The sequence below is a fragment of the Methylocystis sp. NC52PC genome, from assembly GCF_055698645.1.
The window spans coordinates 3,715,293-3,729,087 of sequence record NZ_CP170127.1; the positions used below are offsets into that span (position 1 = coordinate 3,715,293).

Annotated in this window: 11 protein-coding genes and 1 tRNA gene; 4 read left to right on the top strand and 8 right to left on the bottom strand. The window is 64.8% G+C overall.

Annotated elements, in window-relative coordinates; all coding sequences use genetic code 11:
• Positions 1 to 147 precede the first annotated feature (147 nt).
• Positions 148 to 552, top strand: a complete 405-nt coding sequence (locus ACETII_RS20270; protein WP_472786736.1) for a flagellar export protein FliJ — start codon at positions 148 to 150, stop codon at positions 550 to 552.
• Positions 553 to 637: 85 nt separating this feature from the next.
• Here ACETII_RS20270 and ACETII_RS20275 read toward each other — a convergent pair whose 3' ends face one another.
• Genes ACETII_RS20275 through ACETII_RS20290 form a run of 4 tightly spaced genes read right to left on the bottom strand, consistent with a single transcriptional unit; the run spans position 638 to position 4,044 of the window.
• On the bottom strand, positions 638 to 1,198 hold the full coding sequence (locus tag ACETII_RS20275) for a hypothetical protein (protein ID WP_472786737.1): 561 nt from the start codon (positions 1,196 to 1,198) through the stop codon (positions 638 to 640).
• The gene (locus tag ACETII_RS20280) at positions 1,189 to 2,019 is read right to left on the bottom strand and encodes an MbnB/TglH/ChrH family RiPP precursor modification enzyme (RefSeq protein ID WP_472786738.1); all 831 of its coding nucleotides are present in this window, start codon (positions 2,017 to 2,019) and stop codon (positions 1,189 to 1,191) included. Before ACETII_RS20280 ends, ACETII_RS20275 begins: the two co-directional genes overlap by 10 nt.
• Positions 2,006 to 2,923, bottom strand: coding sequence for a TIGR04222 domain-containing membrane protein (locus ACETII_RS20285; protein WP_472786739.1), 918 nt, complete (start codon positions 2,921 to 2,923; stop codon positions 2,006 to 2,008). Before ACETII_RS20285 ends, ACETII_RS20280 begins: the two co-directional genes overlap by 14 nt.
• Before the next feature lie 8 nt (positions 2,924 to 2,931).
• A complete protein-coding gene (locus ACETII_RS20290) occupies positions 2,932 to 4,044 on the bottom strand; it encodes a COX15/CtaA family protein (protein WP_472786740.1) in 1,113 nt (370 codons plus the stop codon).
• Positions 4,045 to 4,203: 159 nt separating this feature from the next.
• Between ACETII_RS20290 and ACETII_RS20295 the strand changes: the two genes are divergently transcribed.
• From ACETII_RS20295 to ACETII_RS20305, 3 genes are all read left to right on the top strand, one after another.
• A complete protein-coding gene (locus ACETII_RS20295; protein ID WP_472786741.1) occupies positions 4,204 to 4,812 on the top strand; it encodes a MerR family transcriptional regulator in 609 nt (202 codons plus the stop codon).
• Positions 4,813 to 4,855: 43 nt separating this feature from the next.
• A tRNA-Pro gene (locus ACETII_RS20300) sits at positions 4,856 to 4,933 on the top strand.
• 357 nt (positions 4,934 to 5,290) lie between these two features.
• Entirely contained in the window at positions 5,291 to 7,552 is a 2,262-nt protein-coding gene (locus ACETII_RS20305) for a copper-transporting P-type ATPase (protein WP_472786742.1), read from the top strand.
• On the opposite strand, the gene ACETII_RS20310 is transcribed toward ACETII_RS20305, so the two are convergent.
• The 4 genes from ACETII_RS20310 to ACETII_RS20325 are packed head-to-tail and all read right to left on the bottom strand — an operon-like array spanning position 7,534 to position 13,752.
• Entirely contained in the window at positions 7,534 to 10,728 is a 3,195-nt protein-coding gene (locus ACETII_RS20310; protein ID WP_472786743.1) for an efflux RND transporter permease subunit, read from the bottom strand. The two genes, ACETII_RS20305 and ACETII_RS20310, sit on opposite strands and share 19 nt — an antisense overlap.
• On the bottom strand, positions 10,725 to 12,119 hold the full coding sequence (locus tag ACETII_RS20315) for an efflux RND transporter periplasmic adaptor subunit (protein WP_472786744.1): 1,395 nt from the start codon (positions 12,117 to 12,119) through the stop codon (positions 10,725 to 10,727). The genes ACETII_RS20310 and ACETII_RS20315 overlap by 4 nt, the downstream gene beginning before the upstream one ends.
• Positions 12,116 to 13,354, bottom strand: a complete 1,239-nt coding sequence (locus ACETII_RS20320; protein ID WP_472786745.1) for a TolC family protein — start codon at positions 13,352 to 13,354, stop codon at positions 12,116 to 12,118. The genes ACETII_RS20315 and ACETII_RS20320 overlap by 4 nt, the downstream gene beginning before the upstream one ends.
• On the bottom strand, positions 13,351 to 13,752 hold the full coding sequence (locus ACETII_RS20325) for a FixH family protein (RefSeq protein ID WP_472786746.1): 402 nt from the start codon (positions 13,750 to 13,752) through the stop codon (positions 13,351 to 13,353). Before ACETII_RS20325 ends, ACETII_RS20320 begins: the two co-directional genes overlap by 4 nt.
• Between the last annotated feature and the right edge of the window lie 43 nt (positions 13,753 to 13,795).

The window sequence follows — 13,795 nt, forward strand, 5'->3', positions numbered from 1 at the left end:
AATTCGCACTCTTTCTTGCACTGGCGCCACACTGCGCGCAAATTTTGCGCGCGGTAACCAAAGAGCAACCAGCTCCGGGCATATTAATCGCGTCTCGCGGAATTAACGGTTTGTTTTTTATGAGTGTGGCGTAACGGAGTCGAAAACATGAAATCGCGGGATACGTTGGTCCGCCTGAAGCGTTTCCAGGCCGAGGAAAAACGTCGGCGCGTCGCTCAGCTCAATGCGATGATCGCCGAATTCACCCGCATGGCCAATGAGCTCGAACGCGAGATCGCCACGGAAGAGCAGCGGGCCAACATCGCCGACCCCAGTCATTTCGCTTATCCGACCTATGCCCGCGCCGCGCGCACGCGAAGGGACAATATCGTCGCCTCCCTCAATGATCTGCGCGCGCAGCTCGAGGAAGCCGAAGCGCAGTTCAAGGACGCCAGCGAGGATCTTGCCAAGGCGCAGAGCCAGGAAGCGCGCGACCGCGGCGCCGAACGGCTCATCGAGGTCGTCGCCGACCGCCGCCACGCGATGCCGCACGCCTATCGCCGGGGCGCCTGAAGCGCCCTGTCCGCCGTCAGTGCAAGCCGGGAGCGGCGGTCCTGAAAGCCGCTGCTCCGTTACGACGCGCGATCGCGGCCGAAGGCTACAGCAATCGCCAAAAGAGCCGTCCGCCCGGCGCGCGCAGCCAGAAGCCGAGGCGCGGACGCGGCGTCGCCGCCACTGTCGCTCCCGCCACAAGTTGACGCGCAATGTCGTCGACCGGAAAAGCGAAGCGGCGAAGCAGGAAGAAAGCGCCCGGCCGCGCCGCGGCGACAAAGGCCATTTCATAGCGCGCAAGATCCGCGATCCATCCGAACGCCGCCCGGCGCTCGTTCAGGAACTCTGTGAGCGCGGCGGCGTCGGCGCGGTGACGTTGCGGCGCCGGCGGCCCCTCGATGGCCTGAACGAGCAGCCTGTCAAAATCATTGCCCAACGCCTTCGCCGTCAGCGGCAGCGCCTTGCGGGCGTCGAGCGCGCGCTTGCCGAGGAGGCTCTGCGCAAAATCCTCGACCTCGCGCCGATCGAGGGCCGCCATATCCGTCGCCTCCCGATCGCTCAACCCGAAGCGGCGCGCGGTCTCCTGCGGCGCATCGAAGAAGGCGCGTCGTAGCCCCGCGTCAGTAAAGAGGCGCGCGAGCAAAGCCTGCGTCTGGCTCAGCCCCATCGGCCATGCTCCTGGAGCGCGCCGCGCGCCCGCGCAACTTCTGCGAGCAACTCCGCGAATGGGGGCAAGCGCTCGTCGCGTTCGAGAATGACGCCCTTGACCGGCGCACGCGCCACGATGCGGTCGTAGAGGTCCCAGACGGCCGCGCTCGTCGCCGAGTCGTGGCTGTCGATCAAGACGCCGTTGCGCCAGCGTCCGCCCGCGTAATGAAGTTGCACCAGCCGATCCCACGGCCATCGTTCGAATGTCGCGTCGAGGTCGACGCCTTGATTGACGGCGTTCGTAAAGAGATTGGCGACGTCGCAAAGCCAGCCGCAGCCGGTGCGGTCGAGGACGCGCGCGAGAAATTCCGGCTCGTCCATCTCGCCGCCGGGCGCGCGCACGACGGTGGTGATGTTTTCGAGAAGCAGCGGCGCCGCGATGCGTCGTCGCACCACTTCGACATTGCGCGCGACGACGTCGATCGCCTCCTGCGTATAGGGCAAGGCGGCGAGATGGCCGATGTCGACGCCGCCCGCGCGCGTGAAGCACAGATGCTCGCTCCACCAGGGCGGATCGATACGCGCGATCAGTTCGGCAAATTTGTCGAGATAGGTCGGATCGATCCCATCCGCGCTCCCGATCGACAGATCGAGACCATGCGGGACAATAGTAAAATGCGCGCGGAGAAGGTCGAGTTCAGCAAGCTTCTCCGGCGCGGCGTCGAAATAATGGTCGGCGATGATTTCGAGGAAGTCGACCTGCGAGCGATGGGCGAAAAGGTCGGCGCGGAACTGCGGCCGATAGCCGAGCCCCGAGCCGAGCGCTTCAATTTCCGCCACAGCTCCCTCCGCTGCCGTCGCCGCAGGACCCGGCGCAGCTCGACCCGCAGCTTCCGCCGCCGTCGCCCGATGCGCGCTTGAAGTGCTCGGCGAAGGCCGCGTCCGGCGTGCCTTTCAGCACCGAGAATCCGTAGAGGCCGATGAGAAACAGCGCTGCGCCGTCGAAGCCTCTCATGCCGCGCGACGCGCCGAGCTCGACGAGAGCGTGGTCGAGACGCGTCCGATAGGCGAGCTCCATCGCTTCGAGATAGGCGCGGCCGCGACGGCTCGCGTGGCTGCGCGTGAGCACATAAGCGAGCGCGAAAAGCGCCAGGATCGCGGCAATGCACAGGAAGACGAGGTAGGAGACATTCGTCTGTCCCGTCGTCGCCGCCACATAGATTTTCGCTCCGGCGAAGCCGAGAAGCGCCAGCGTGCCGACGATCTGCGCGCGCCGCCGCCAGATTTTGACCGGTTCCGGCTTGAGGAGGTCCTGCGCGGCGAGCCGCGCCCGCACGGGCTGCAAAAGCTTTAGCAGCGCGTCGCGCTGGCCGCGATTCTCGAATAATTGATGCGCTTTTGGCTTGGCCTGGATCAGGCCCAGCACGCGCGTTTCAATCGGGTCGAGTTCGCCCGGCTCCGGCGTCTTGCTGGTTGGAATGACCCTGTCGTCCTTGCCAAGGGCGGCGTAGCCGCGCTGCACCAAATCATAGATGACGGTGCGCACAACCTGGTTCACCCCACCCTGAAGAAAGGCGATTTCGATGGCGTCGGGCTTCTCGGGAACAGGCGGCGGCGGGAGGCGGTCGGTCCGGTCCGCAAAATGGATCACGAGCCAGGCCGCGGCGAGGACGATGATGACCAGCATCCCGAAGACGTTGAGAAAATCCGGGCCGGACAGATTGAGAAACGGAAGGTTTTCCACGCTTTGCCTCAAATGGTTTCGAGATCGCCGACGAGGCGGCGCGCCTGCAGCGTCGCGACGGCCAGGACGGCCATGCCGATGGCCTGATGCGCCAGCGCCAACAGGAGATGCGGCGTTCCCGTGAAGGGCGGCTCGACCAGCAGCAGGGTCGCGACGCCGAGCGCAATCTGCGCCACGACATGGCCGAACAGGACGACGGCGCCCTTGCGCGCCGCGCCGGCCGCATTCATCGCCGCATCGACGAGGTGGAAGGCCGCGGCCGCGAAGATCACATAGGCGATCATCCGGTGGAAGAACTGCGCGGTGAGGGGCGTGTCGACAATGTTGGACCACCAGGGGTCCTTCGGCCAGAGGACGTCGGCCGAAGGAATGAACGTCCCGGCGATCAGCGGCCAGGTGTTTTCGACGAGCCCGGCGCGCAGGCCCGCGACAATGCCGCCCATGAAGAGCTGCACGAAGACCAGCGCCAGAATGGCGAGGCCGGTCGCCTTGAGCCGCCCCGCCCCGTCATGGGCGCTCGACGCCCGGCGCGGCCCGAGGCCGCCCGCGACCCAAAGGCATGACGCGAAAATGAGCGCCGCGATGACGAGATGGATCGCCAGCCGCTCCTGCGCGACCTCGGTGCGATGAACGAGACCCGAGGAGACCATCCACCAGCCGATCCCGCCCTGGAGCGCGCCCAGCGCGAGAATGCCGATGAGCTTGGGCTTCACCGAAGCGGGAAGCCGCTGCGTCGCCCAGAACCAGACGAGCGGGACAGCGAAAACCACGCCGATCAGGCGGCCGAGCAGCCGGTGCGCCCATTCCCAGGCGTAGATGTACTGGAACCCCGAGAGGTCCATATCGGGGAACAGCTCTTTGTATTGCGGGATCTTTTTGTAATCCTCGAAGGCCTCCAGCCATTCTTTCTCCGAGAGCGGCGGAATGACGCCCGTGACGGGCTTCCATTCGACGATGGAGAGGCCGGATTCGGTGAGGCGCGTCGCCCCGCCGACGAGGACCATGAGAAAGACCAGAGCCGCGACGATCCACAGCCAGTTGCGCACGGCAACGGCGTTTTCCTCCGTTGCGTGATGCCGCACCTCCGCCACGGGATGGGGAAAGAGAAGCCAGTCTTCCATAGCTGATCGCCCGGTGTTTTTTGCCCCCGGCACTTAAGGGATGCGGGCAAGTCTTGTCCACACCTCGTGGGAAGCCGGCGGGTCGTTTACGTTTTTTGAGGCTGAACGGATTTGACGCTGCGGGTAATGTTCGCGTTGCGGAGTGAGTCGGAGGGCCAGGTGGCCGGCAAGGGCGCGACAGCAAGGGAAGATTTCGCCGCGCTGCGCACGATCGGCGAGGTGGCGGAGCATCTCGACCTGCCCCAGCATGTGCTGCGCTTTTGGGAGACCCGCTTCAAGGAAATCGATCCGGTCAAGCGCGCCGGCGGCCGCCGCTTCTACCGGCCGCGCGACATCGAACTGGTCGAGGCGATTCGCCATCTGCTCTATCGCGAGGGCTATACGATCAAGGGGGTGCAGCGCATCCTTAAGGAACAGGGAGTCGACGCGGTCATCGCCGACGTGCGCCTCCGCCAGACGGGCGGGGCGCCCGCCCCTGCCCCACCGTCCTCGACTGAGGCGTCGCGCGTCGAGCCTCGCGAGCCCACGCTTTTCGACCTGTCGACGCTCGACCCGCCCCAGCCAGAGCAGCCGCCAGAGCCATCTGCAGCGGCGCTTTTTCCCCCCGCTGAAGAAGCGCCCGCCTATCCGCCGCCCGTCCCCGCGCCCGTCTTCAACGCGCCCGTCGTGGTGGCGCGCCTCGAGGACACCGAGCAGGCCGAGCTATTGCGCCGCGCGCTTGCCGAAATCGAGGAGTGCAGGCGTCTTCTCAACGTCACCCGCCGTTAGACCGTTGCCAGCGGGCGATCGCGTCTCTATAAGGGCGCGCAGTCGGAGTGTAGCGCAGCCCGGTTAGCGCACTTGTCTGGGGGACAAGGGGTCGTGGGTTCGAATCCCGCCACTCCGACCATGCGCTTCAGAAACACATTAAAAATCATTCGCTTGCTTTTAGCGCTCGATCACCGCGAGCGCCTTGTGCTCGGCGATGGGATCATGCGTCGTGATCCTGATTTGGCGAGACGTCGCTCGGCGCCTTCAGAAACCCGTGCATTGAGAGAGTGTCGGGCGCCCGCGGCTCAATCGAGCTCGCCCGAACCGCGACTGCCGTTATTCGTCCAGAAGCGGCGAAACCCGTCTCCGCCTCTTTCGTTGACAGCGCTTCTTGAACGCGCCGAGCATGTGATTGCCGACGTGATGGCGTTCCGCCTCGCCTCCGCCTGAGCGCCAATATACTTTTCATCGAGCCTTCGTCGCCAATCGGGAAGAAATGACGATGAGACAGGACCATCACCCGAACCATCCCGAGCATGAAACTCATCGGCGGCATCGCCCTGCGCCAAGCCCCGCGCCGCCGGCTCAACAATCGACCGAAGGCGTCATCTACACCTGCCCCATGCACCCGCAAATCCAGCAGCTTGGACCGGGCAATTGCCCGATTTGCGGAATGAGCCTGGAGCCGCTGATCGCAACGACGGACGAGCCGCCAAACGCCGAGCTCAGGGATATGTCGAGGCGCTTCTGGATCGGTCTGGCCCTGACTGTTCCCGTTTTCATCCTGGAGATGGGCGGGCATTTCCTCGGTCTCCATCGCTATGTCGCGCCGCAGCTCTCCAACTGGGCGCAATTCGCCCTGGCGAGCCCCGTGGTCCTATGGGGAGGATGGCCCTTCTTCGTGCGAGGGGCGCAGTCGCTCCTGACCCGCAACCTGAACATGTTCACTCTGATCGCCATGGGAACCGGCGTCGCCTGGGCCTATAGCGTTGTCGCGACTTTCGCGCCCTCGCTTTTCCCGCCCGCCTTCCGCAACGCCAATGGCGCCGCGCCGATCTATTTCGAGGCGGCGGCTGTCATTACCGTGCTGGTGCTGCTCGGGCAGGTCCTGGAGTTGAGGGCCAGGGAGCAGACTGGCGGCGCGATCCGCGCACTCCTCGACCTTGCGCCCGTCAAGGCGAAGCGCGTCAAGGAGGACGGATCAGACGAAGAGGTCGCGCTCGATCAGGTGCATGTCGGAGACCGGCTGAGGGTCCGCCCCGGCGAGAAGACGCCTGTCGATGGCGCAATCCTCGAAGGCTGGAGCACAGTCGATGAATCAATGGTTACGGGCGAGTCGATGCCGGTGACCAAAAATATCGGCGACAAAGTCATTGGCGGCACGCTCAATCAGACGGGCAGCTTCGTTATGCTTGCGGAGAAAGTCGGCAGCGACACGATGTTGTCGAGGATCGTGGCCATGGTCGCCGCCGCCCAGCGTAGCCGCGCCCCAATTCAACGCCTCGCCGACCAGGTGTCCGGATGGTTCGTGCCGCTTGTGATCCTTGTCGCCGTTCTCGCCTTCGCCGCCTGGTCGGTTTGGGGTCCTGAGCCCAGGATGAGCTATGGGCTCGTGGCGGCCGTCTCCGTTCTCATCATCGCCTGTCCCTGCGCGCTCGGCCTTGCGACGCCGATGTCGGTGATGGTCGGCGTCGGCCGTGGCGCTCAATGCGGCGTGCTGATCAAGAACGCCGAGGCTCTGGAGCGGTTCGAGAAGATCGATACGCTTGTCGTCGACAAGACCGGCACGCTGACCGAGGGCAAGCCCAGCGTCACCGCCATTCACACGGTTACAGGGCTGGGCGAGAATGAGCTTCTGACGACCGCCGCGAGTCTCGAACGAGGGAGCGAACATCCGCTGGCGCACGCGATCGTCGAGACCGCCAAAGAGCGCGGCCTGGCGCTTGTCGAAGCGTCGGATTTCGATTCGCCAGTCGGCAAGGGCGTTAAGGGCCGCGTTGGCGCGCAAGCGGTTGTCATCGGCAATCGCCGCTTTCTGGATGAAACCGGTATCGAGACAAGCGCGCTCGACAATGAAGCCGAGCGCTTACGTGAGGACGGCGCCACAGTGATTTTCGTGGCGATCGACGGGCGCGCGGCGGGCATGATCGCGATTGCAGATCCGATAAAGCGGACCACGCCAGAAGCGCTGGACGCTCTTCTCGCGGACGGCGTCTCGGTTGTCATGCTGACCGGCGACAATTGGACGTCGGCGCGCGCCGTAGCGAGGCGATTGGGCATCCAAGAGGTCGAAGCGGAAATCCTTCCCGAGGACAAAAGCGCCGTCGTCACCCGCCTCCGCCAAGCCGGGCGAATAGTCGCCATGGCGGGCGATGGCGTTAACGACGCCCCCGCCCTCGCCGCCGCCGACGTCGGAATCGCCATGGGAACAGGAACGGATGTCGCGATCGAGAGCGCCGGCGTCACGCTGCTCAAGGGCGACCTTCGCGGCATTGTGCGCGGGCGACGCCTGTCGCGCGCCACGATGAGGAATATCCGCCAGAACCTCTTCTTCGCGTTCATCTACAACGCTGCGGGCGTGCCGCTCGCCGCGGGCGCGCTTTATCCCGCTTTTGGCCTGCTGCTCTCGCCGACGATCGCCGCGGCGGCCATGGCGCTCTCCTCGGTCAGCGTCGTTGCAAATTCATTGCGCCTGCGGCGAGCGGAGATCGATCCTCGCAAACCCCGAGAAATGCCGCCCTACCCAGGGATCGTCTGAGTGCGCTCCTGCCTTTGTCGAGGATGTGTTTCGCCTGCGAGACTGCCCGCGGCGCCAGTGGCCGCGCTCGGCAAGCCCACGGCCTTCACCAGCGCGTAAATCGCCGGGATCACAACGAGCGTCAGGAGCGTGGACGACGCCATGCCGCCGATCATCGGCACGGCGATGCGTTGCATGACTTCGGACCCCGCTCCCGTGCTCCATAGAATAGGGACGAGTCCGGCCATGATCGCGACGACGGTCATCATCTTGGGTCTCACGCGCTCGACCGCGCCGAGCATGATGGCCTTGTGAAGGTCGGACTTTGTGAATGGCTTCCCTTCTCTCACGCGGTCTTCGGCAACGTCGCGCATGGCGGCGTCGAGATAGATCAGCATGACCACGCCGGTCTCGGCCGCCACGCCGGCGAGCGCGATGAAACCGACCCCCACGGCGACAGACATGTTGAAGTTCATCATCCACATCAGCCAGACGCCGCCGACAAGGGCGAAAGGCAGCGACAGCATGACGATCAACGTCTCGGTGATGGTGCGGAAGTTGAGGTAGAGCAGCAGGAAGATGATGAAGAGCGTCACCGGAACCACGACCCGCATCCGGCCTTCCGCACGTTCGAGATACTCGAACTGGCCGCTCCAGACGGCGTAGGCCCCCGGCGGAAACTCGATCGCCTCTGAGACAGCCTGGCGGGCCTCCTTCACGAAACCGCCGATGTCGCGGTCGCGGACGTCGACGTAAATGTAAACGGCAAGCTGCCCGTTCTCCGTCCGGATCGCGGTCGGCCCTCGAACAAGATCAACCTTTGCGATTTCGCCCAGCGGCACAGTCCCTCCACCGGGTAGCGCGATCAGGACGTCGCTGGCGATCGCTCTCGGGCTCGACCTGAAATCGCGGGGATAGCGCACATTGACGCCATATCTTTCGCGGCCTTCGACGGTCGTCGTGACGACTTCGCCGCCAAGCGCGGTCGCAATGGTCGCCTGCACGTCGTCGATCATCAAGCCATAGCGCGCCAGCGCGGGCCGGTCCGGCGTGACGTCGAGATAATAACCGCCCATCACCCGCTCGGCGTAGGCCGAGGACGCGCCTCGAACCCCTTTCACGACCTTCTCGATTTGACGCGCGAGCGCTTCGAGCTGCCCCAGATCGCGCCCCATGACTTTGACGCCGACCGGCGTTCGGATGCCGGTCGCCAGCATGTCGATTCGATTTCGGATCGGCATCGTCCAGGCGTTGGAGACGCCGGGGAACTGCAGCGCCTTGTCCATTTCTGCGACAAGACCCTCGACCGTCATCCCCGGCCGCCATTGATCCTTGGGCTTCAGGTCGATGATCGTCTCGAACATTTCGAGCGGCGCAGGGTCGGTCGCGGTCGAGGCGCGCCCCGCCTTGCCGTAGGCCGACTTCACCTCGGGGAACGACTTGATGATCCGATCCTGCGTTTGCAGGAGTTGAGCGGCCTTCGTCACGGAGAGGCCGGGAAGGGTCGTTGGCATGTAAAGCAGCGCCCCTTCGTTCAGGGCCGGCATAAACTCCGAGCCGAGTTGGCGCGCCGGGAGGATGGTGACGCCGAGGACGGCGAGCGCCAAAAGGACCGTCGGAATCTTGGCGCGCATGACCAGACGGATGATCGGGCGATAGACGTAGATCAACGCCCGGTTGATCGGGTTGCGCTCTTCGGAGACGATCTTGCCGCGCACGAAGATGACCATCAGCGCCGGAACCAGCGTCACCGACAGAAGCGCCGCCGCCGCCATGGCGAAGGTCTTGGTGAAGGCGAGCGGGCTGAACAATCGTCCCTCCTGAGACTCGAGCGTGAAGATCGGCAGGAAGGAAACTGTGATGATGAGCAGGCTGAAAAAGAGGGCGGGCCCGACTTCGGTCGCGGCGTCGATCAGGATGTTGATCCGCGACTCGGATGGCGACGCCCGCTCGAGCCGCTTGTGCGCATTTTCGATCATGACGATCGCGGCGTCGACCATGGCGCCGATCGCTATGGCGATGCCGCCGAGGCTCATGATGTTCGAGCCCAGCCCCAGCGCCTTCATCGCCGCAAAGGCCATGAGCACGCCGACCGGCAGCATGATGATCGCGACCAATGCGCTGCGGAAATGCAGGAGGAAGACGACGCAGACCAACGCTACGATGACGCTCTCTTCGGCGAGGGTCTCGCGAAGGGTCTCGATCGCGGCATGGATCAGCTCCGAGCGGTCATAGACCGGAACGATCTCCACGCCCTTCGGCAGGCTCGGCCCGATCTGCGCCAGAGCGGCCTTGACGTTATCGATGACCGTGAGCGCGTTGGCCCCGTAGCGTTGTAGCACGACGCCGCTGGCGACCTCGCCCTCGCCATTCAGCTCAGTGACGCCGCGCCGCTCGTCGGGACCAAGCTCAACCCGCGCTACATCCTTCAGCAGGAGCGGCGTCCCGCCGCCGGCTTTCAAAACGATGTTTTCGAGATCGGGAATTCCCTTCAGATAGCCCCGCCCGCGGATGATGAACTCGAACTCGGAGAGCTCCACCGTGCGCCCGCCGACGTCCGCATTATTGGCGCGGATGACCTCCCTGATCCGCGAGAGCGGGATATTGAGGGCGCGCAGCCGATTAGGATCGACGACGACGTTGTACTGCCGCACGAAGCCGCCAACGCTCGCAACCTCCGCCACGCCTTCCGCCTTGGCGAGGCCATAGCGCAGGGTCCAGTCCTGCAAGGAGCGCAGCTCCGCGAGGGTCATGTCCTTGGCGATGAGCGCATATTGATAGACCCAGCCCACGCCCGTCGCGTCCGGGCCGAGCACGGGCGTCGCGCCGGCGGGCAGGCGCTTCGTCGCCGAGCTCAAATATTCGAGGACGCGTGAGCGCGCCCAATAGACGTCGGCGCCGTCCTCGAAAATCACATAGACGAAGGAGACGCCGAAGAAGGAGAAGCCACGCACCACCTTCGATCTCGGCACGGTGAGCATGGCGCTCGCGAGCGGATAGGTGACCTGGTCCTCGACCACCTGCGGCGCCTGGCCCGGATATTCCGTATAGACGATCGCCTGCACGTCGGAGAGGTCGGGAATGGCGTCGAGCGGCAGAGTTCGAAGCGAATAGACGCCTGCGGCGATGGCGAAGACCGTCCCCACAAAGACCAGAACCAAGTTGCGCGCCGACCACGCAATGAGGCGCCCGATCATTTGGCGGCTCCTTGCTCGAGCGACTGCAAGGCGGCCTTCAAATTGCTCTCCGCGTCGATGAGGAAGTTCGCGGCGGTCACCACGCGGTCGCCTTCCGCTATCCCGCTCGTAATCTCGGCGAAGCCCTCCCCGCGTCGACCGATCTTGATCTCTCGCGGCTGGAAGCGCCCCTCACCCTTGTCGAGGATCACGACCTGCCTCTTGCCGGCGTCGATGACGGCGCTCTCAGGCACGGCGAGAACCTTCTGCTTGCCGGCGGCCTCGATCTCGACATCGGCAAACATGTCGCCGAGCAGCAGCCCGTCCGGATTGGGCAGTTCGATGCGCACGCGCGCCGTACGTGTCTCCATGTTGAGATGTGGATAGACAAGGGCGACCTGCCCTTTGAAGGGCCGGTCCGGGTAGGAGCGGACGCGGATGCTCGCCGTCTGCCCCGGCCTGATCGAAGAGACGTCCCGCTCAGGAACATCCGCCAGAACCCAGACGAGACTATGGTCGACAATCCGGAACAGAGTCTCGCCCGGCGCCGCCCGCATGCCGCTCAAGGCGTCACGTTCGATGACGTGTCCATCTTGCGGGGCGGGCCAGTCGATGACGCGCGGCACGCGGCGGCTGCGCGCGATCGAGGCGATCGTCGCATCGTCTAGTCCGAGATTGACGAGGCGGCGACGCGCGCCCTCGACGCGCGCCGCCGGGCCTGAATTGAGCACCGCGACATATTCCGCGGCCGCGCTCGACAGGTCCGGCCCGTAGACGCGCATGAGCGATTGGCCCTTGCGAACATAATCGCCCTCCGCGACCTTCCGGACGGAGTCGATGAAGCCTTCGAAGCGGAGAGCGACGACCGCTGACCGGCGCGGATCGAAATCGACGCGCCCCGCCGCACGCACAGGGATGGCGATGGGCCGCCGTTCGACCTGCTCGGAGCGAACACCCGTTCTTTGCAGCTTTCCGGGACTTATCGCGACCGTCGGCGCATCCTGCGCCTCGTCCTCGTAGACGGGCACGTAATCCATGCCCATGGGGTCTTTCTTCGGGACCGGCGACGTATCCGCCAGCCCCATGGGGTTGCGGTAATACAGGACTCGGCGGCCGGACGATCGCTCCTGCGCAGGCTCCGCAGCGGCCGAGGGCTTTTCGTCGAAATTGACGTCTTCGCTCGCCCGGACCCCGACATAGTCCTTGCCCGCGGCGTTCTTCTTCGGGGTGGCGGAGAAGAACGGACGATCTGGGTCACGGTAATAGATTATCGGACCCGCGCCCGCGGTTCTCTGCGTCGCCGTGTTGCTTGATCCACGCCACAACCACGGACTGCGCGCGACGAGATAGCCGGCCGCGCCGAACGCCAGCAGCGTCGTGACAAGAGTGAAGACGAGCGGACCGCGTTTCATAGGGGGCCTCCGGCGAGGCGTTCGAGGTCGGCGTATTTGCTTTGCTCCTCGACCCGGAGCGCGAGAAGCTCCAGTTCAACGGCGCGAAGCCGTCGCTCAGAGTCGAGCAGCGTCGAAAGATCAGTTGTTCCGGCGTCGAACCCCTTCTGCGCCGTCTCGACAGAAAGCTTGGCCGGCGGCAGCTGGCGCTGCTCGAAGATCTTGAGGGCCTTGCGGATCGCCTCCAGACGGAACCAGGCTTCGGCCACCTCGCCGTCGATACGGATTCCCAAAGCGTCGTTTCGAGCCTGCGCGGCGCCGAGACTGGCGCTCGCGGCGCGCTGCTCGGCGTCCTTCGCTTCATATTGGAGCGGCACCTTGAACCCCAGCAGGAACATCCCGCTCGTGTCGCCATCCCGGCGCTGCACCAAATTTGCGCCGGCGGTAATGTCCGGATAGTAGTTGAGGTCGGTGAGTTCCTTCGTCCCGGTTGCCGAGCGCACCTGCGCATGCGTCGCCGCAAGCTGAGGGTTGCGCGATCTCGCGAGTTCTTGCACGCCGGCGAGGCTCATCTTGGTCTTCAATGTCGCAAACCCCTTGGGCGAGGCGAGCAGCGCCTGCGCCTTGCGCCCGATGAGAGCGTTCAGCCGGGCAGCCGCAGACTTTTCCTCTCCCTCCCGGCGGACCACGTCCGTTGCGGCGTTGGCGGCTTGGAGCTCCGCCTCGATCAGCTCCTGCTGGTTGACCGAGCTTGCGCCGTAACGCAGCCGCAAAATCTCGGCGAGCTGATCGACCCTTTGCTGGAGAGACCTCGAAAGCTCGACGGCGCGATGCGCCGCATTGTATTGCGCGTAAGCCGCCTTTACGCGCGCGACGAGATCGAGTTCGATGGCTTCGCTCCGGCGCCGGGCCGCGTCCGCGTCGGCCGACGCAATGCCTTTCTCGAGATCGGTCTTGCCCCACAAGCGGAAGGTTTGCTCGGCGCCGACCCAGACCTGCCCGACGCCCTTGTTGTTTACGTCCCAGGCCTGGAGAGTGACGGTCGGGTCCGGCTGCACGCCGGCGGCGCCGACGCGGTGAGCCGCGGCGTCTGCGTCGAGTATCGACGCCGCTAATTCCGGGCTCAGACGCCTCGCGTAACCCACGACGCTCTCTGCGCTAGAGCCGGGCGCCGCCTCGCGCTCGCCGCCGATGGCTGGCGACGCCGCTGTAGCAATGGCGATCAACATTGGCAAAGTGAGGCGGCGAATGGTCATGGGGTCGCCTGTAAAACCAGACGGCCTTGCAGGGTCTCCGTCTCGCCCTGGACTTTCGCCGCGAGTGAGATTCGCCAGCGTCCCTCAGCGGTCAGATCGACCTTGAACCGGTAGAGACCAGGCTCGGGGCTTTTCACCGCTTCAATCGCGCTCGTCATCTGCTCCATGTCATCAGGGGCCATATCCAGACGCATGGCGAAGATAACCGCATCCGAGACCGCCCGATCGTCGGGCTTATGAATCAGCCGAACGTCAACGACGGCTTGGCCCTTCTTGACCTTCTCTCGGACAAGCTTGAACTCGTAGTCCCTGATGTCTGCGACCGCGGGCGTTGAAGTCGACAGAAGCCCCAACCCAAGCAGAGCTCTTGCAACTCGCCGCAAAACAGAAGCGCTCATAAGTGATCTCCTGCTTCCAAGCGGAAGCACGGTGACGGACGGT

Excerpts from the sequence above, each read along its gene's own strand:
- ACETII_RS20270 (WP_472786736.1), top strand. The coding sequence starts at position 148 with ATGAAATCGCGGGATACGTTGGTCCGCCTGAAGCGTTTCCAGGCCGAG.
- ACETII_RS20275 (WP_472786737.1), bottom strand. The coding sequence starts at position 1,198 with ATGGGGCTGAGCCAGACGCAGGCTTTGCTCGCGCGCCTCTTTACTGAC.
- ACETII_RS20290 (WP_472786740.1), bottom strand. The coding sequence starts at position 4,044 with ATGGAAGACTGGCTTCTCTTTCCCCATCCCGTGGCGGAGGTGCGGCAT.
- ACETII_RS20305 (WP_472786742.1), top strand. The coding sequence starts at position 5,291 with ATGACGATGAGACAGGACCATCACCCGAACCATCCCGAGCATGAAACT.
- ACETII_RS20310 (WP_472786743.1), bottom strand. The coding sequence starts at position 10,728 with ATGATCGGGCGCCTCATTGCGTGGTCGGCGCGCAACTTGGTTCTGGTC.
- ACETII_RS20315 (WP_472786744.1), bottom strand. The coding sequence starts at position 12,119 with ATGAAACGCGGTCCGCTCGTCTTCACTCTTGTCACGACGCTGCTGGCG.
- ACETII_RS20320 (WP_472786745.1), bottom strand. The coding sequence starts at position 13,354 with ATGACCATTCGCCGCCTCACTTTGCCAATGTTGATCGCCATTGCTACA.
- ACETII_RS20325 (WP_472786746.1), bottom strand. The coding sequence starts at position 13,752 with ATGAGCGCTTCTGTTTTGCGGCGAGTTGCAAGAGCTCTGCTTGGGTTG.